This window comes from Streptomyces sp. NPDC028991, from assembly GCF_055564775.1.
The window spans coordinates 1-17,243 of the sequence record NZ_JBVHVP010000046.1 but is presented as its reverse complement, the minus strand read 5'-3'; the positions used below and the strand labels follow the sequence as shown (position 1 = coordinate 17,243).

At 67.6% G+C, this 17,243-nt stretch carries 14 protein-coding genes and 3 pseudogenes; 6 read left to right on the top strand and 11 right to left on the bottom strand.

The genetic code is table 11. The features are described 5' to 3' along the window. Window positions 1-745: pseudogene (locus ACZ4V1_RS35420) on the bottom strand (integrase core domain-containing protein); the annotation flags it as partial. 990 nt (window positions 746-1,735) lie between these two features. On the opposite strand from ACZ4V1_RS35420, the gene ACZ4V1_RS35415 reads away from it, so the two are divergent. Beyond that, complete coding sequence (locus tag ACZ4V1_RS35415) at window positions 1,736-1,885, top strand: hypothetical protein (protein WP_468345140.1); 150 nt, start codon at window positions 1,736-1,738, stop codon at window positions 1,883-1,885. 57 nt (window positions 1,886-1,942) lie between these two features. On the opposite strand, the gene ACZ4V1_RS35410 is transcribed toward ACZ4V1_RS35415, so the two are convergent. The 5 genes from ACZ4V1_RS35410 to ACZ4V1_RS35390 form a co-directional block, all read right to left on the bottom strand. Continuing rightward, window positions 1,943-2,341, bottom strand: coding sequence for a hypothetical protein (locus ACZ4V1_RS35410; protein WP_468345137.1), 399 nt, complete (start codon window positions 2,339-2,341; stop codon window positions 1,943-1,945). A gap of 56 nt (window positions 2,342-2,397) precedes the next feature. Then, window positions 2,398-2,535, bottom strand: coding sequence for a hypothetical protein (locus tag ACZ4V1_RS35405; protein WP_468345135.1), 138 nt, complete (start codon window positions 2,533-2,535; stop codon window positions 2,398-2,400). 187 nt (window positions 2,536-2,722) lie between these two features. Further along, window positions 2,723-3,112 (bottom strand): hypothetical protein, encoded by a 390-nt coding sequence (locus tag ACZ4V1_RS35400; protein WP_468345132.1) that lies wholly within the window; start codon window positions 3,110-3,112, stop codon window positions 2,723-2,725. Window positions 3,113-3,208: 96 nt separating this feature from the next. Further along, window positions 3,209-3,559 (bottom strand): hypothetical protein, encoded by a 351-nt coding sequence (locus ACZ4V1_RS35395; protein WP_468345129.1) that lies wholly within the window; start codon window positions 3,557-3,559, stop codon window positions 3,209-3,211. Between the two features lie 38 nt (window positions 3,560-3,597). After that, the gene (locus ACZ4V1_RS35390) at window positions 3,598-3,912 is read right to left on the bottom strand and encodes a DUF4158 domain-containing protein (protein WP_468345126.1); all 315 of its coding nucleotides are present in this window, start codon (window positions 3,910-3,912) and stop codon (window positions 3,598-3,600) included. 324 nt (window positions 3,913-4,236) lie between these two features. On the opposite strand from ACZ4V1_RS35390, the pseudogene ACZ4V1_RS35385 reads away from it, so the two are divergent. From ACZ4V1_RS35385 to ACZ4V1_RS35375, 3 genes and pseudogenes are all read left to right on the top strand, one after another. Then, window positions 4,237-7,100 (top strand): annotated as a pseudogene (locus tag ACZ4V1_RS35385) (RHS repeat-associated core domain-containing protein). Between the two features lie 325 nt (window positions 7,101-7,425). Then, window positions 7,426-7,698 (top strand): hypothetical protein, encoded by a 273-nt coding sequence (locus tag ACZ4V1_RS35380; protein WP_468345123.1) that lies wholly within the window; start codon window positions 7,426-7,428, stop codon window positions 7,696-7,698. Between the two features lie 448 nt (window positions 7,699-8,146). Beyond that, window positions 8,147-8,461: a hypothetical protein gene (locus ACZ4V1_RS35375; RefSeq protein ID WP_468345120.1), complete on the top strand. Its 315-nt coding sequence runs from the start codon at window positions 8,147-8,149 to the stop codon at window positions 8,459-8,461. A gap of 100 nt (window positions 8,462-8,561) precedes the next feature. Here ACZ4V1_RS35375 and ACZ4V1_RS35370 read toward each other — a convergent pair whose 3' ends face one another. The 3 genes from ACZ4V1_RS35370 to ACZ4V1_RS35360 all read right to left on the bottom strand — a co-directional run bounded on the left by ACZ4V1_RS35370 (window position 8,562) and on the right by ACZ4V1_RS35360 (window position 11,285). Continuing rightward, window positions 8,562-9,260, bottom strand: a complete 699-nt coding sequence (locus ACZ4V1_RS35370; protein ID WP_468345117.1) for a restriction endonuclease — start codon at window positions 9,258-9,260, stop codon at window positions 8,562-8,564. Window positions 9,261-10,051: 791 nt separating this feature from the next. After that, complete coding sequence (locus ACZ4V1_RS35365; RefSeq protein ID WP_468345114.1) at window positions 10,052-10,621, bottom strand: hypothetical protein; 570 nt, start codon at window positions 10,619-10,621, stop codon at window positions 10,052-10,054. Between the two features lie 340 nt (window positions 10,622-10,961). Then, window positions 10,962-11,285: a hypothetical protein gene (locus tag ACZ4V1_RS35360; protein ID WP_468345146.1), complete on the bottom strand. Its 324-nt coding sequence runs from the start codon at window positions 11,283-11,285 to the stop codon at window positions 10,962-10,964. On the opposite strand from ACZ4V1_RS35360, the gene ACZ4V1_RS35355 reads away from it, so the two are divergent. Further along, window positions 11,200-14,904 carry a DNRLRE domain-containing protein gene (locus tag ACZ4V1_RS35355; protein WP_468345143.1) on the top strand — a complete coding sequence of 1,235 codons (3,705 nt, stop codon included), beginning with the start codon at window positions 11,200-11,202 and terminating at the stop codon, window positions 14,902-14,904. The two genes, ACZ4V1_RS35360 and ACZ4V1_RS35355, sit on opposite strands and share 86 nt — an antisense overlap. An 83-nt stretch (window positions 14,905-14,987) precedes the next feature. On the opposite strand, the gene ACZ4V1_RS35350 is transcribed toward ACZ4V1_RS35355, so the two are convergent. Continuing rightward, window positions 14,988-15,440, bottom strand: a complete 453-nt coding sequence (locus ACZ4V1_RS35350) for an SMI1/KNR4 family protein (RefSeq protein WP_468345111.1) — start codon at window positions 15,438-15,440, stop codon at window positions 14,988-14,990. Between the two features lie 125 nt (window positions 15,441-15,565). Between ACZ4V1_RS35350 and ACZ4V1_RS35345 the strand changes: the two are divergent. After that, window positions 15,566-16,170: pseudogene (locus tag ACZ4V1_RS35345) on the top strand (IS5 family transposase); the annotation flags it as partial. 297 nt (window positions 16,171-16,467) lie between these two features. On the opposite strand, the gene ACZ4V1_RS35340 reads toward ACZ4V1_RS35345, so the two are convergent. Next, a partial coding sequence (locus ACZ4V1_RS35340) for a DUF6281 family protein (protein ID WP_468345108.1) occupies window positions 16,468-17,243 on the bottom strand: 776 nt, incomplete at its 5' end.

Below are 17,243 nucleotides of genomic sequence, written 5' to 3'. Positions count from 1 at the left end.
TCGGTGTACTTTCCGTCCCGGTCGCGGAGCAGGAAACGCAGCCACTCGACCCGCACACCCAACTCGACGGCAAGATTTCTCGCCTGCTGCACCGTCCACGCCCCCGTGGGATGGGCGGTCACGCCGGCGATGTGCAGCCGGCGTGTGCCGTGCTCGAGGAACACCAGCGCGTACACCCGACCAAGTCGATGTGCAGGAAGTCGCAGGCGATGATCCCTTCAGCCTGCGCGGTCAAGAACGCACGCCACGTCGGCCCGCTGCGTCTGGGGGCCGGATCGATGCCGGCCGCCGTCAGGATCTCCCAGACCGTCGTCGAGCCGACCGGATGCCCGAGCCGAGCCAGTTCGCCCTGGATCCGACGGCAGCCCCACCGCGGATTCTCCTTGGCCAGCCGCACCACCAGCGCCTTCACCGCTCTCGCCGTCGACGGTCTGCCAGACCTGGTCCGGCGCTTGCTATAGCCCCACTTCCAGACGGTCAGCCTGCGGTGCCACGCCAACAGCGTCGCGGGCGTCACCGGGAACACCTGCGCCCACCGGCGCCGCGGGACCAGCGAGGACAGTGCCGCGAACCACAGCCGATCCGCCGGCTCGTACCGCACCGGTGCCGACAGCTGTCTGCCCAGCACCGCATTCTCGTGGCGCAACAGCAGCAATTCCGCGTCCTTGGCCATGTCCCGGCGCAGCAGCACCGCCGGGACCGCGAGCAGCTTGCGTACCACCCGATACCCCAGTGAAACGATCACCCGGGCAGGCTTCCAGCAGACCGCGATGCCGCGCCAGACCGCCTCCGAGCAGCAGCGATGAGTTTCCGAACGGCACAGGTCCAACAGCCAGCGCCGGCCCCTTGACCGCGTCCTGCTGGTGGGCGGAGTCCGGCATCGCACGTGTGCGAGGAGGCGGAGCGAGCAGCCCGGATCCAGGCAGTGGCCCAGTTCCGGGGTTGCCGCACGCTGCGGGCGATACCGAGCGCTCCCGGCCCTGGCGGGCAGGGCAGGCCGAGCGTGGCCCGGTGCACGGCACGCGTCATGCGTCCGCGGGCCCCGCCAGGTCCAGGAGAAGCGCAGCCGCACGCCGGGTTCGCCCGGCTCCCGGGGGTGCGGTCTCCGGGCGCGAGAGCCGCGCCCCGTCCGGCGAGCAGCGCCGGGGTCGGGCCGCGCGGGGGTCGACGTCGTGCTGCCCTGAGCGGAGCCCGGGACGACGGCGGGACCCTCGAACGGCGCGGCGTCAGCGGTCCGCTGACGCGGTGCAGCCGTGCCTGAGGGGCAGATGAAGGCAACTTGGAGGCCGTGACAGGGCGTTGTAGTGGGCTGCGGCAGACAAGAGAGTGAGTGATCTGTATCACATCTCAGAACGGAGAGGCTATAGCGGCGACTTATCCACAGAAGGGGCGCTGGCCTGGGTTTTTCTTTGAAGCGGGATCGTGCACGGTTTCCTCCGTGGCCTGCTAGGCGGACGGGGACACGCGTCCCGGAGAGACGAGGAAGAGGCCGCCTCCGTACCGACGCTGGGCCAGAGCACCACCAAGCCACCAGTAACGTGGTTGGGCACCAAACGCCCTTCGGAACGACGAAGGGAGACCCGCATTGCGGAGCCGATGCTTGCCGGCCTGGCTCCGCTGGGATCTCCCACTCGCCTGCCGTCGGGTGCCCGCTCACTGCGAGGAGACCGGAAACCTTGACGACCATTGACCGTACCCCAAACGACTTACCGCGCCATCCAACCTGCTCGCGTGGGTGACCACCCTCACCGCCCTGGTGTCCATCGTGGCGGTGGTCGTTTTGGCGCTGACGCACAACACGGAGGCCGCAACTGCCGTCGGCACCATCGGCGGCACGGTGACCGCCCTCGGCGGCTCCTGGGTGAACCTCCGCAACCGCCGATAGACCGGCGCGGCCGCCCTCTGGTCACGGGGGCGGCCGTCCCGCCATGGGTCCTGCGGCCTACTCGCCCGGTGGCAGCAGCCGCCAGTTGCTGCTTCGCCAGGATCCCTTGAAGTCGCCACCCGGCGGCAGGCTCGTCACCGGCACGACGTGCGTGGCGTAGACGACGAACGCCACCGGAGTGTGCGCGGGCTCCCGAACCGGCCCCTGGCCGGCCTGGGTGACCCGCCATCCGTTACCCGGCACGACCCCGAGCGGCACTTCATCGGGCAGCTGCTCGATCTCCACAAACCCTTCCTGCTCCGCAGCCGGTACCACGCGGCCGTCCGTCGCCTGCAGCACCATCGCGGCGCCGTCCGACTCTCGCCACCCCACGACCGGCTGACTGACCACATCGTCCGGCCCGGCGTCCGCTGCGGGGTCCTTGAACCAGGCTGTGAAGCGCAGAGGTGAATGCATCCCGCCATTCTCGCGGCGATCACCATCCCCTGTCCCCCTTTGAAGAGACGGCGGCCTCATCCGGGCTCGGACTCCTCCGTGCCTCGGGACGTGCGGGCCCGCAACGCGCTCGCGCTCCAGCGGACGACAGCGACGGTGATGGTGGTGGCGACGCTGCCCAGAAACTCCGGCAGCGCGTCGACGAGCATGTTCATCACACCAGCTCCTTCGGCGTTGCGCGGGCCGGACGGTGCACCGCAGTGAACGCCCGGGCGACGGAGATCCGTTGTGCGTACCGGGCGCCGAGCCGCTTGAGCTTGCGCCGCACCCGCTCCCCTGTCGCCGGTGCCAGGCCCGCCGCGACTGCGCTCTCTGCCCAACTCTCTCCATCGAAGACCCACCTCAAGGCGAGAGCAGCTTCGCTCTCGTGCAGGCCGCGCAGCACTGAAGTGATCCGGGGGTCGGTGAACTCGGCAAGCTGGGCTTCGTGAGGGGAACGGCGGTCTCGGCGTCGACAGTCTCCTCCGCCCGGCGGCGCAGCTTCGACTTGAGGCTGACGAGTCTGCTCTTGATGTGGGGCGCGGCAACGGCCCCCAGCGTGACGCCCGTACCGAGGATCGCCAGGGCCACCTTGGTGCCGTCGAACAGCACGGCGTGCGTGACCAGCGTGTTGTCGTCATCCCGCGCCAGTGGGCTCTCTCCGCCAGAAGTGCTCGACTTCGAGAAGTGTGTGTCGGAAGGACGCTTCGTCAGCATCAGTTCCCAGGTCCAGTCACCCCGGTTGAACTCCATGAGGCAACTGTAGAGGCGACCAGGCACGCCGCGGCCCGGAACTCCATGTTCCCCACCTTGGTCAATGGACGGGGACTCGAAGACCTTGTACCCCTGTCAGTCGAGCTCTTCGGGCCCCTCACGGGGGGGGTATGCCGCCTGGCAATCCCCGGCTGTTGGGAACCGTTGCTTTCCCGGCTCCACCTGTGAGCGATGTCGACGGGCCCGTCGTACCTGACGCTTGAGCAAGGCCAGCAGACCGGCACCCTCCTCGTTGTCCTCCGCGACCAATGCAAGCAGCCGGGCCACGCCGACGTCGCCCAGGCGCTCGATGGTCCGGGCGCAGAACACCTTTTCCCACCGGTTGCGGGCGGCGACCAGTACCTTCTCGATCCGGGTCCGGCCCGGCGGCTCGATCTTCCTCGCCTGGCACTCGACCAGCAGCGCCTCCCGCTGCCGGTCCTCCACCAGCTCTACCGGGCACACCTCCACAGCCAGCCACGCGGTCAGCCGCTCCTCGTCGTCCAGCGTCGCAGGACGGAACTGCAGGGCTTCCCGGATCTGCTTACGGTGCCGCTTCGCCCTGCCAGGTCGTACTTCGCAAGCTCAGCCGCAGGGACCTTCACCAGACCGGCGACGTACTCGACAGCGGGCTGCGGGAACTCCTCGATGAACTCCGGGAACCGGCCCATCTCGAAGAACTTGAGCGTCAGGCAAAAGCCGAGCCGGGTCGGACCGGTCTTGTTCGCCACCAGGTCCCAGTCGCCGTCCACCAGTGTCCAGCACGCCACAACGTCTTCCGGCGACCACTCCTGCCGCACACCCGCCCCATTTCGTCGCCCCACCCTGGGATTCGCTCGTTCAGCCCAACGAGGCGCACGACGACGAGAAACGGAAGATCTGACCCACGGAAGGCTACCGACGGGTTACTTGCTCAGGCGGAGGCCAGACCGTCGGCTGAGGTCGCGGCCTGGCGGGCGGCGCAGAAGGCCCGCGCCACGGGCGAAGAGTCTGCCAAGAGTTCCACATCCCGCTCGGCGGCTGCTGCGGACGCCGCGGCGGCCGACTACCTGCCCGAGGGGCAGGGCGATGTGCCCTGGCACCAGATCCTCGACACCCGCCTGAACGACGCCCTCGTGGCACGCATGAACATCTCCAACGGCAACTTGATGCTCGCCGCGACCGACTTCGACATCGCCGGCGTCGGGCAGAAGCTCCAGCTCACCCGCACCTACAACTCCCTCGAGGCTCCGTGGGGGAAGGTGTCGCAGCGCTGGTGGCAGGCCTACGAGCGCTACCTGCAGGTGGGCGACGGCGAGGTCGACGTCTTCGACGCCACCGGCAACCTGCTCCGCTTCACCGCCAAAGCCGACGGCACGTACACCACCCCGGTCGGCTACTCGAAGGACCTGAAGAAGAACGCGGACGGCACCTACACCCTCACCGACCGCAAGTCCGGCACCAAGGACACCTACGACGAGCACGGCACCCTCACCAAGGTCACGGACAAGAACGACGGCACGATCACCGTCGACCAGCACGACGAAGGCAGCGAGCACAAGGGCTTCAAGCTCACCGAGACCCGCTCCGGCCGATGGATAGACCTGGTCAAGACCTACCCGAACCAGTGGCAGGCCAAGGACCACACCGGCCGCACCGCCGTCCTCGACCTCGACGCGGCCGGCAACCTGGCGAAGGTCACCGACACCGCCGCCAAGGCCACCGCCTACGAGTACGACTCCTCGCGCCGGGTGACGAAGGTGACCACCCCCGAGGGCACCGTCACCCTGTTCACCTACGACACCCACAACCGCGTCACCTCCATGCAACGCGCCACCGCGTCGTCGTCGAGCGGTCACACGGGCCCGACCTGGCGCTACGACTACAGCGCGGCCACACCCGCGGACGCGGGCACGACGACGGTCACCGACCCCGACGGCGACGCCACCAAGTACGTCCACAACGCCGACGGTGAGGTCACCAAGGTCACCGACCCCCTCGGGCACTCCCGCCACGCGACGTACAAGAACCACCTCACCCAGACCGCGACGGACGCGATGGGCACCGGCGCCGACGGCACCGGCGGCAACACGACGACGTACGGCTGGGACGGCCGCAACAACGCCGTCTCCCAGAAACTGCCGATGGGCGCGACGGCGTCGGTGACCCAGTACCAGACGATCGCCGGCACCGACCTGCCCAACGACTTCACCACCGCCGACGGCCGCAAGGACAGCTTCACGTACGACGCCAATGGCAACACGATGTCGGTGACCACGTCGGGCACCGCCGGTGCCACGCGTGAGTTCACCTACAACGAGGCCGATCCGAAGTGCGGCGGTTTCGAGGGCCAGCGCTGTACTGCGGAGGACGGTAACGGCAAGGTCACCTCGTTCACCTACGACGACCAGGGCAACCTGATCAGGGTGAAGCCGCCGGCGCCGCTGGGCGAGACGGCCTACACCTACGACGCGCTGGGCCGAGTGGAGACGGTCAAGGACGGCCGCGGCATCACCACCGTCTACGGCTACGACTCCCGCGACCGCGTCCGTGAGGTTTCCTCGACGAATTCCACGGTCACCTACGCCTACGACGGTGACGGCAACGTGAAGTCCCGCACCGACGCCTCGGGCACCACCAAGTGGGAGTACGACAAGCTCAACCGCGAGAAGCGCCGCACCCTGCAGAACGGCGCCCAGACGGCGCTGGCCTACACCCCCGGCGGTGACGTCGACTTCTACGCCGACCCGACCGGAAAGACGGACTACACCTGGGACAAGGCCGGCCGCCTCGACTACCTGACCGCGCCGGACGGCAAGAAGACCGACTTCGACTACAACAACAACGACAAGCGCACCAAGACCGTCTACCCCGGCGGCACCACCCAGGCCGTCACCATCGACGACAACGGCCGCCCTGAGCGGATCAAGACAACCTCGGGCACGCAGACCTTCGTCGACCTCGCCTACGGCTACAAGAACACCGCGGGCAAGGACACCACCAAGATCCGCGCACGCACCGACAACCTCACCAACTACAAGACCACCTACACCTACGACTCCCAGGACCGCCTCACCTACGCCTTGGAAGCCGACTCCGCCGGCGCGCGAAAGGCGTCGTGGCTGTACTGCTGGGACAAAGCCGGCAACCTCACCAGCCGGGACGGCAGCAAGAGCACCTGCCCCGGTGGCACCACGTACACCTACAACGACGCCTCCGAGCTGACCGGCAAGAACGGCTCCACCACGGGCTGGTCCTACGACAAGCTCGGCAACGAAACCGCCACAGCCGGCAACACTCCGCGCACAGGCGAGGCCTGGACGGATTAAGCCAGCTGTCCGGCATCACCGCGGGCGGCAAGACCTACGACCTGGTCCACGCCGGCACCACCAACGCCGAACGCACCAAGCTCGGCGCCACCTGGTTCCACCACACCGCCCTCGGCCTGGCCTCCACCACGACGAACGGTGTCGACACGGGATTCATTCGCGAGCCGGCGGGCACCCTGAACTCCATGACGACTGGGGGGAAGTCCTACTACTACCTCACCGACGCCACCGGCAATGTCCTCGGCCTCGTCGACGACGCGGGCAAGCGCACGCATACGTACGCGTACGGCCCCACCGGCCTGCCGCGCACGACGCCGACGGAGGCCGTCCCTCAGCCGTATCGCTACGCGGGTGCGTACGCCGACTCGACCGGCCTGTACAAGATGGGCCACCGCTACTACGACCCCACCTTCGGCCGCTTCACCCAGCCCGACCCCTCCGGCCAGGAAACCAACCCCTACCTCTACGCCGCCGGCGACCCCATCAACAACACCGACCCCACAGGTTTGGCCAGCGCCGGTGAGTGGACGATCGGCGTCCTTGGAGTCGTCGGAGGGGTGGCCACCGTCGCTGCCGCAGTGGCTACTGGCCCGGTTGCGCTCGTAGCCGGCGGTATCTCTCTTGCCACGGCTCCGGCCGCGACTATCGGCACCGTAGCCTGTCTTCTCAAGGAGTGCTGAATGGCGAGTAATGCTGCTTACGTACTACTTGCCGTTTCGGCCCTCATCGGGTTCGTGGCGTTGCTTCTGCAGTTCGTGGGCGAACCGAAAGCCCGTCACCGAGGGCGCCACAAGAAGGTCCTGGTGCTTGCCGGATGCGGCATGGTGATTGGAGCCGCAGGGGTGCTGTTGCTCTAAGCGGAGCGGATTCAGAGGGGTGCCCTTCCCGAACGGTCGGGCACCCCGCGCCTCGGGCGGGGCACTGAGCCCCAGGTCGAAGTGCCTGTAGTGCTTGTCCATGTCGGCCCCGTAGTCCTAGCTCGGACATCAGGGAGACTCCGGCGCCTTGATCGAGCCGGCCGGCGTCGCGGGAGCCTCGACCTTCGTCGGCTTCGTCCACGGACTCTCCGGCTCGGGCAGTCTCGGCTTCGGGCCGGCCGCCAGGCCGGGCGCGGCCGCGATCACCACGGCGGCCGTGGTGATCGCCGAGACGAGAGCGGTTCTGTGTGTTCTCCGGGCACGCCACATGGGCGTGCGCGCAGCACGCGAGTGCATCAGCTTCCCCCCACAGGAAGTCAGACCCGGCAACCCCAGCGGTCACCAGTGGCACACAAGCTGACACGAGAAGCACACAAACCGGCGCGGCGTCCCCCTGAACAGCACATCCATGCGGGCCGGAATCAGCCCCACCACTTCTGGCCAACAAATGGGGCTATTGATACGTGAGTCGCCCTTCACCTTGGGCTGAATTGATGCTTCTGGTGTCGATTCCGAGGGGCACGTTGACCGAAACCTTCCGACCTCACTCATTTCGCGGATGTCCGCGGTCAGTGGCAGTTCTCTTTCGGCCAGGTTCAGACCTGCTTCCTGAGCTGTCGGACACTCCTTCCCGGGGCGTCCTCGCCGGTCATGGCGGGGCAACGGCTGGCCGGGAAGTCGTCTCAGAGCGTGTGGTGGACATGAGACGTTCCCACGCGCTCGGCTTCACGGGATGCACACTTGCGGCGCCCTGCATGCGTGGTCCCCCAGCCCGCGGCAACCGCCCCTGCTGTGAAGGACGTTCACCGATGAACGCGTTGGGCAGACGCATGCCCTGCTCCCGCTCCACTCGTCGACGCTGCTCTGTTCCGTATCGGCTCGCGCTCGCCGTCCAGTGGGCCGGCCGCCTGCTGTGCTGGAGCCTCGCGGCCGGCATGACCACCGCCGCGCTCGGCCTCTTCCTCGACCCCCGAGCACCATGGTGGCGCACCGTCTGGCCGCTGCCCTGGTACCTCACCTGCCTGTCCACCCTGGCCTGGGCCGTCCTGCGCGCCTGCGAGAAGGCCTCGCAGCGCCTGCCCGACGAGGACACGCTCCCGGATCACTGGGACCAGGCGGCGTAGGGGCGGTCGGCCGTACACACGCCGCCGCGAAGTACCGCCGTCTGAACGGCCAGGGCCGGGGCCGGCTGCCGAACTCCGCCCGCCGACGGCACCGCGCATCTCAGCTCAAAGGCGACGGGCGGCGCGGGGGCGGCACCGCCCGCAGCAGTTCCCACAGCGGACGGGAGCCAGACGCCCACACGGCGAGCGTCTGGCGGTCGACGACGTGCAGCCGCTGCTGCTTGGCGAAGGCCACAGCAGGACCGGTCACCCGGCCGTTCGTGACGATCACGGCGACGTCCGCCCCGTGCACCTGCCGGGCCGTCCCGTTGAGCACCTGCAGATCCGGTGTGCCCACCGCCGAGCCCTGGGCGCCGTTGCGGCGGTGCTTGCACTGGATCACCCAGCGCCGCCCGAACGGATCCGTGGCCTTCACATCCGCGCCCAGGTCTCCGCGGCCGCCGACCCGCTGAGCATCCCGGCAGCCGTCCCGCCGCATCAGGTCTCGTATCGCGTCCTCGAACCGGGCATGGTGCAGTGCGTCCAGCTGCGGCAGCCCGTAGCGCAGGCCCTGCGCCCGCACGGCCTCCCACTGGGCCCGCTGCTGCCTGTTGTAGAGCCACCCGGCGCCCGCCAGCACGGCGAGCACCAGGACCACGACAAGAACCCACCAGTGCGCCAACAGCCAGTTGACCACCATCACCACCAGACCGATGGCAGCAGCCGCCACCACGGCGAAGACGATCAGCTGCGCGTCCCGCTGCTGCCTTCGGCTGGGCCGCCTCGTACGCCGCCGCGCCGGCGGCCGGCGCCGGGTCACCGCTCCCACCAGATCGGGTAGGACACCGTGGGACGTGGCTCCGGTGCAGCGGGAGCACTGTCGAACTGGATCGGGTACTGGACCGTGGAATGCGGCTGCGGAGCGCCCTCACCCCCCGCAGAGACGTTGCTGTTGCCCAGGCCGACCACGGCCAAGGCCACCAGACCGAAGATCATCGTTTCCCGTTTCGCCCCGGAGCCCACCGCGAATGTCCGCGAACCGGAGTCCCGTCAGAGCGCACGTACGGCCGCACCCAAGGCATACAAGCCCTCCCCCTCGTAACAACTCCCCGCACAACCGCTCATGCTGACAGGAGCCACTGACAACGCGTCAGCCCATCACCACCAGGCGTGATCAAGGAAGGAGAGAACAGGCCAGGTCAGGGAAGGCGCGGGGCCCTGCCCCGCACCCCGGCCACCCTGCGGAGGAGGGTGAGGGGGGCGGCATTTTGGGTGCGGGTCGTGGGTGGTGGAGACGGTGGTGGAGTCGTGGTGCGGCCCCCTCGTCGGACGGCACCCGGAGGGCACCACGCCGCCCGCCGGCCGTCCAGGACGCCCAAGGGCGCCGCTTCGCGGTCGGCCAAGGCCGATCCTGGACAGCCGACGAACGACGCGGTAGGGCTACGCCTGCCGCCCAACGAGGGAACCACCCCACTCGGCACAGACCCAGAGCGAACCGCCGGAGCAAGGCCGGCGCCGCATAGGTGACCGAGCTGGGCCAGATGTGCCAGGTGAGCTGGAGCGTCAACGCCGTCTCAACAGGCGGGCCTACCAGTCTCGTCCCGCCCCTACTCATGTCCCCCTGAGCTCGGCGCGAGCCTGCTGCAACTGCTCGACGGAGACGGCGCCGGAGTCCGGCAGGCCGGCCTCGGCCCACGCGGCCTGTGCACGGGGGACGGCGCCGTCGGCGTCGTCGAGCAGGATCTTCTTCGCCAGGTTCACGGCGATGGCACCGTCGCCCAGATCCATGAGGTGGGCGAGCATGCGCACGCTCTTGGTCGCGGAGGCCTTCTCGTTGTACCGGAAGACCAGCACCCATCGGCCTTGCAGGCTGCGGGCCCGCTCGATGAGGTCGCGGCCGCGGTCGGTCTCCTGCTGCTCGGTGCGGATGTGCTCGGTCTCCCCGGCCGGTGAGCGCAGGGTGAGCAGGCCCCGGCGGCTGGACTCCTCGATCTCGAGGTTCTCCAGGAACGCCACGAACCGCGAGGCGCTCTCCAACCGGTCGATGTCCTGCGCAGCCTGCTGGGCGATCAGGTGCAGGTCGACGGTCAGTGCGTGCACCCGGCGGCCCCAGGACGGTTCTTCTCCCACCGGGCAGGGGCCGGCGGCCTGGGCGGCTGCGATGACAAGGCTGTAGTCCACGCCCCCATCATGACGGCCGCCACCGACAACTCCCGGTTTTCATGCCGCGCTCCGGTGGAGGGCCGGGCACCCGAGGCCTGCCGCCCACCCCCCGTCGCGTGCCGGCCTGCACCAGTTCGGGGCCGCGGTACGTGTCGCGGTGATGAAGTGCCGCGCGGCTCCGACGCGATCTCCAGCGGCCGACACTCCGTCCACTGCACGAGACGGCCGGTGTGATCACTATCGCGTTTCAGGGCGAAGTCCCGGCTCAGCCCGCCACCCGGCTGGAGGCCGGTCAGCCGGGGCCGATAACTGCCTTTCCGCAGACCTCACTTGTGCCTAGTGTCCTGCGCTCGTGACGCTATTCGTACACGCGTCGCATTTTCCTACAGGGAAGGACATGCGCTTTCGTGTCTCCATACAGACAACAAGCGCCACGGCGCAGGGCACGCTTCGCGACCGGGGCCGCGCTGCTCCTGGTCGCCGAGACCGCGCTCGTGGCCGGGGCCTCGCTGCCTGCCGGCGCCGCGGCGCCCACTGCGGAGCCCGACGTGCCGAAGGCGGTGCAGCCGTCGAAGGACGAGATCCTCAAGTCGGACATCGCATGGGCAGCCGCGCACGCGAAGGGCTCGAAGGCATGGGCGATCACCCAGGCGAAGAAGACCGGGGAGAAGGTGGTGGTCACGGACGAGACGACGGCCACCACCTACACCGTCGCCAACCCCGACGGCACGCTGACCACCGAACTCACCACCGGCCCCGAGCGGGTGTGGCGTGACGGGAAGTGGCACAAGGTCGACGTGACCCTCACCGCGAGCGCGGACGGCGCGGTACGGGCGAAGAACCACCCCGAAGGGCTACGCCTGGCCGGGAAGACTGGCAAGGCCCCGGCGTCGCTGAGCGCCGCGCAGAAGGCTGCTCCGAAAGACCTGGTCACGCTCGGCAGCGGAGAGCAGGCGGTGACCCTGCAGTGGAAGGGTGGCCTGCCGAAGCCGGAGCTCGACGGCACGACCGCCCGGTACAGCGATGCCGTGCCGGGCGCGGATGTGATCGTCGAGGCGACCCGGACCGGCTTCGAGCAGTTCGTCGAGATCGCGCAGAAGCCGAGCGTCGACGGCTACTCGTACACGCTGCCGGTCAAGGCCAAGGGCCTGAACGCGAAGGCCAACCAGGACGGGTCGGTGTCCTTCACCGACGCCAAGACAGGCGTGGTGCGCGCGACGATGCCCGCTCCGGTCATGTGGGACGCCTCGGTCGACCAGCGGTCCGGGAAGCACGAGAACCGGGCCCGCGTCGGGATGAAGGTCGTCAACAAGGGCCAGGGCGTCGTGGACCTCGTGGTCACCCCCGATGCCGGCTTCCTCTCCGATCCGGGAACGCAGTACCCGGTGACGGTGGACCCGTCGACCTCGACCCTGGGCAGCCTGTTCGACACCTACGTCCAGCGCGGCGAGACGGTCGACTGGTCCGGCGACACAGAACTCGACCTCGGCAACCCCGGCACCAAGAACGGCGACGGCACCTACCGCACGGCCCGTTCCTTCATCACCTGGAACACGGCGCCGATCGCGGACGCACTGGTGTCCAAGGCCACCCTCTCCCTGTGGAACTTCCACTCGGGCAACACCGACTGCACCGCCCAGCCGTGGGAGGTGTGGACGGCGAGCAATGCCAGCACCTCGAGCCGATGGACGAACCAGCCCGTCATGGACGCGAAGTACGCCACCTCGACCGCCACGCGCGGCAACCCGGGCTGCACGGCCGCCGACGGGTGGATCACCGCCGACGTGACCACCCTGGCCCAGTACTGGGCGGGCAAGCAGTGGGGCCATGCCGGTATGGGGCTTCGCGCCTCCAGCGAGTCCGACATCCACGAGTGGAAGCGCGTCAACTCGGCCAACAACGCGGCCAACCAGCCGAAGCTGACGGTCACCTACAACTTCCGACCGGGTGACGGCACCGCACAGCAGGCCGGCGCGCCCTTCAAGTCGTATGCAGGTGTGTGGGCGGTGAACACCACGACCCCCACTCTGCGGGACAAGTTCACCGACGCCGACGGCGACCAGGTCAACGGCACCTTCCAGGTATACGACGCCGCCACCAACAAGCCCATCACGACCCCTGCCGGTGAAGGACTGATCGTTTCCGACTACGCCGCCCCGGGCGAGTGGGCCTCCGTGAAGGTGCCCGCCGGGCAGCTGGTCGATGGCAAGACATACAAGTTCCGCACCAACTCCTACGACGGCACCCACTACAACCTGAACTGGTCACCATGGCGTCAGTTCGTCGTGGACACCACAGCGCCGGGCGCACCAGCCATGTCCTCGACCACCTATCCCGAAGGGCAGTGGGGGGGCGGAGCGGGCACTCCGGGCCAGTTCGACGTCCAAACGGGCGATGACGGTGCCCGCGAGGTCCGCTACCGGGTGGACGGTATCGCCGACCTCCCCGACGACGACGCGCTGGACGACTCCGAGAACGCACTGCGGTCTCCCGCCCTGCGTGCGGAAACCTGGCAGTCGACCCCGACCGACAGCACCAGCAGCGCATCGTTCGAGGTCACTCCTGCCTCCACGGGCTCTCACTACGTCGAGGCGGCCACCGTCGACCGTGCCGACAACGTTGGTGCAGTCCGTGCCTTCGGATTCAGGGCGGGCACCGGCCCACGCCGGACGAACCATGTCATCGACATCGCCCTGCCCAAGCCGAAGAAGAGCGACGGCACCTGGCGGCAGGTGGAGGAGTATCAGAGCATCCCCGACTGGAGCCCCGAGGGCACCGTCCTAGACATCGCCCGTGCAGCCGGCGGCAAGACCGCTGCTGGAAGGGTCGCTGGTGGCAATGCGAAGGAGCAGTGCGAGGAGTCCGGCACAACTCGAATCTGCTCGACGGTCAAGCTACGGGATGTTCGCAAGCCTGGCTCCAAGGCACCTCAGCCCGGCAACGCGCCCAGCGGCGATGCTCGGGCCGAGGTGACGCCCGCGCCGATCGTCCCGTATTGCTCAACGACGGGCCTGTCGGCAGACGGCAGCTTCACCCGCACCCAGGCCTGCCTGGGCTACCAGTACGTCTACCGTGCCTTCGAAATATCGAACAACAAGCCGCCCCAGCTCAAGGGCGTGGCGGCCTTCAATATTGAGGCACAGGTACTGACCGACACCAAGTCCAAGGACATCAGGTTCTGGACAAGGTGGACCCCGCAGCCGCTGTTGCCCTCTGAACCGCCGGTCAAGGGCAGCATCAAGGTTAAGTTCGACCCCGCCTGTGACTTCGGATGCGCCAGCGCACCCGAACACGACTGGGACGGGCCGATGACCTGGAACGGCTCGTACGCCACCGACCCGCACCAGCAGACCGGCACCGCGGTAATGACATGGGACACCTCCCTCGACGACCTCGACAACGCGGGTTCCCATGACCGCGACCGGCAGCGCTCCTTCCCGATCAACTTCTACATGGAGATCGATACCAGCCTCGATGGCGTCAGGAAACAGGCCGTCAAATTCGAGAACGGGACGTTCTCGGCACGCTGCGACGCGGCGATGATCAACAACATGCCGCCGGGATGCGTCTTTCCCGCCTTCAACCCCGGCTGGGTCATCGATCCGGCCACGTATCCGGCCGCGGCCGTACATGCCACGTTGATGGCGAACAAGCTGCCGGGGCATGAGGGCCATGACTCCAGTCATCCGCTGCACTACCTGCCGATGACCAAGAAGGGACAGCCACAGCGCAACCGCTTCGACCGTCACAACAGGGAAAACCGCGCGGTGGTCTGCGGCCGTTCCGGCCCGACGGGCTGGGTCGCGCACGACAAGACCGCGTTGTTCGACTACCTGCTGACGCCCAAGCCCAGCAAGCCCGAGCCGAAGGACAAGCCTTCGTGCGACGAGTACACCTTCAACTCCACATACGAGTCCGGTGGTATGCCCAAGACGCCGGACGGCAACGCCAACCCGTACCTGGTCAGTGACGGTGAGGAATGTGTACTGACCTACGAGGGCCTCAGCCCCGACGGCACGCTTCACTTGCGTGACGACGGGAATTACCCGGAACCGGACTGGTCGAAGGTCAAGTGCGGCCGGTCGTCGATGTCGCTGGAGGTCAATTCGGGGGCAATGCGCCTGTTCAGTCAGTTCTCGTCGGCGAATCGACTGCTGGACGCAGACGGCTACTACGTCTGGACAGGCCTGAACGCCGCCGGATGCAACTGGTCCGCGGAGAAGGTTATCTGCGACGACTGGGCCAACGGCTTCCCCGAGCGAAGCCAGTCTGCGGTGAAGCTCAGCGCGCCTCGCCGCTGACACGACCGCGATCGGAAACCGGATAGCAGACACCCCGCCCGTTGCAAGATCGACTACTCAACGGGCGGGGTGTCTTGCCATCGTCAGTGGATGATCTGAAGTTCGTTAGCCACCTCGGTGAGGTAGTCGGTCAAGGTGCTGCCATCCGCGTAGAGGTGCGAGTAATCCTGTCTGTCCCACGACCCGGTCAACCCCGTCGCGGCGTCGATGAACGTCCCGGTGAACGGGTCGTCGGGTTCGTCGGCCGTGAACGGGACCCATGTCGTCTCCCAGACACCCGGGTGATTCAGCAGGTCGTAAGCGTCTAGGGCCTGGCGCACTCCGAGCAGCACCTCGCCTTCGGGTATCAATGGCCCGACAGGCCCGCCGCACCGCAGCCACAGCGTGCGCAGGTCGCCAGGGAGGCGGAACCCGAGATCGGCCTCTGCCTCGGCAATCAGCTCGACGGAAGCGCCGGGAGGCGCTGGGAAAACAGGCGGGTGGAGTCTCAGCCAGGACTCAATACGATCCCAGGCTTCGATCACATCATCACTCATATGCTCATGGTATGGGCGGCGAAGGATGCGGAGTTCTGAACAGAAACAGCACTCAGATCGCCCTACATGGCTGTCCCGTGATCTTGGGCGGGCGGGCTGGCTAATAAACCGTTTCCCTATCAACCAACTGGAACACCGTGTACGGCTACTTCGCCGCATGGGCGGACGAGGGCGTGTTCGCCCAGCTCAACGGCCTGCTCCGGCAACTCCTACGGGAGAAGGAAGGACGCGATGCCGAGCCATCGGCCTGCGTGATCGACGCCCAGGGCGTCAAGACCTCCACCAGTGTTCACGCTTCCGGCCAGGGCATCAACGCGGGCAAGAGGATCGTTGGCAGGAAGCGAAGCATCGTCACCGACACAATCGGTCTCCTCCTTGCGGTTCTGGTGACCGCGGCCAGCGTGCAGGACTCGATCGCCGGCACTGCGCTACTCGACCCGGTCGCCGCCGCCACCCCCGCGTCCGCAAGGTATGGGTCGACGGCGGCTACCGCCAGCACCTCGTCGAGCACGCCGCCACCCTCGGCATCGACATGGAGATCACCGCCCGCAAGCCCGGGACCAAGGGCTTCACCCCGATCCCGAAACGGTGGGCGGTCGAGCGGACCTACGGATGGCTCATGCTCCACCGACGCCTCGCCCGCGACTACGAAACCCTGCCCGCCCGCTCCGAAGCCGTCATCCACATCGCCATGGCCCGCCGCCTCACCGGCGAGAACACCATCTCCTGACGCAACCCGAAGAAGGACACCAAACACCCCATCTCGGGATGAAACATCGGACGAAAACGACCTCTGAAGCAGTGGCGAGGGGGGAGGGAGGGAGGGAACCTCAGACCCGCTGGCCAGGCCAAACCTTCCATCACTTGTCAAAGTGCTTCGTCCCCGGCGACTCACATGCCGGGGACGAAGCGCTTTTCGGACGATCTCCTGAGTAGGGCAGTAACTTCCAGGGAGCGATCCCGGTCGAGCGGGAGTGCATGTGCGGAACATCAGGGTCCATTTACCAGCGTCGCCCCGCTTTAGCCCTCATCGGCCGGCGATCAACTTCTCTACCTCGGGCGGCAGTTCGCTGCCGGAGTAGACGGCAACGAACTGTACGTCGTCGGGTGTCTCTCCGACAGCGATAGCAGCGGTCGGAGAGACGCCATGCACCGCGTAGGCGGTCTCCGTCGTGGGGGGTTCCTCGTCCTCGTCTTGGCCGGTGTCGCCGCAGGGCGGCATGGTCGCTGCACCGAGTTTGGCTCCGACCGTGAACTCCACGTTGGCGACATCCTGGTAGGTGCGCCCGTCATAGTTCACCTGATAGACGCACGAGGCTGTGTCATCCGCGCTGTTGTCCTCCGACGTGCAGGCGGTAGCTGACGCCGCCACCACCGCCGTCAGCAGCGCGCTCGCCGATCGCTTGCCCCAGCTCATGAGTGGCCTCCTCAGTAGACGCTGCGCAGGGCGAGGACGTCGCCCTTGCCGAGTGTCCGTCCTGGCCTTCGTCGTGCACTTGAACGAGTGGGTGTACATGGTGAGGTTCTCGTGTCCCGAACCAACGTGGCTCAGCCCGAAGACGTGTCCGGCCTCATGAGTACCGACGGAGCGGATGTCGTAAAGGTTCGAGCATTTACTGGTCGGCTTGTTCGTGAAGTCGTAGTCGCGGGTGTTGTAACGGACGTCGGCCTCGCGAAGGTCGTTCTTGACGCCGGGGTACACCCAGGTTGTGCCGTTCGGAAACTCGTCGCTGCTGGTCAGGCCGCGTATCTGTACTCGTTGATCACTCCGCCGAGCACTCGGGTGCGTAGGAGCCGGTGAGC

What these genes read in the sequence shown, in the direction of transcription:
- ACZ4V1_RS35375 (WP_468345120.1), top strand. Translation starts at nt 8,147, where the DNA reads ATGAACGCGTTGGGCAGACGCATGCCCTGCTCCCGCTCCACTCGTCGA.
- ACZ4V1_RS35410 (WP_468345137.1), bottom strand. Translation starts at nt 2,341, where the DNA reads ATGCATTCACCTCTGCGCTTCACAGCCTGGTTCAAGGACCCCGCAGCG.
- ACZ4V1_RS35405 (WP_468345135.1), bottom strand. Translation starts at nt 2,535, where the DNA reads ATGAACATGCTCGTCGACGCGCTGCCGGAGTTTCTGGGCAGCGTCGCC.
- ACZ4V1_RS35350 (WP_468345111.1), bottom strand. Translation starts at nt 15,440, where the DNA reads ATGAGTGATGATGTGATCGAAGCCTGGGATCGTATTGAGTCCTGGCTG.
- ACZ4V1_RS35400 (WP_468345132.1), bottom strand. Translation starts at nt 3,112, where the DNA reads ATGGAGTTCAACCGGGGTGACTGGACCTGGGAACTGATGCTGACGAAG.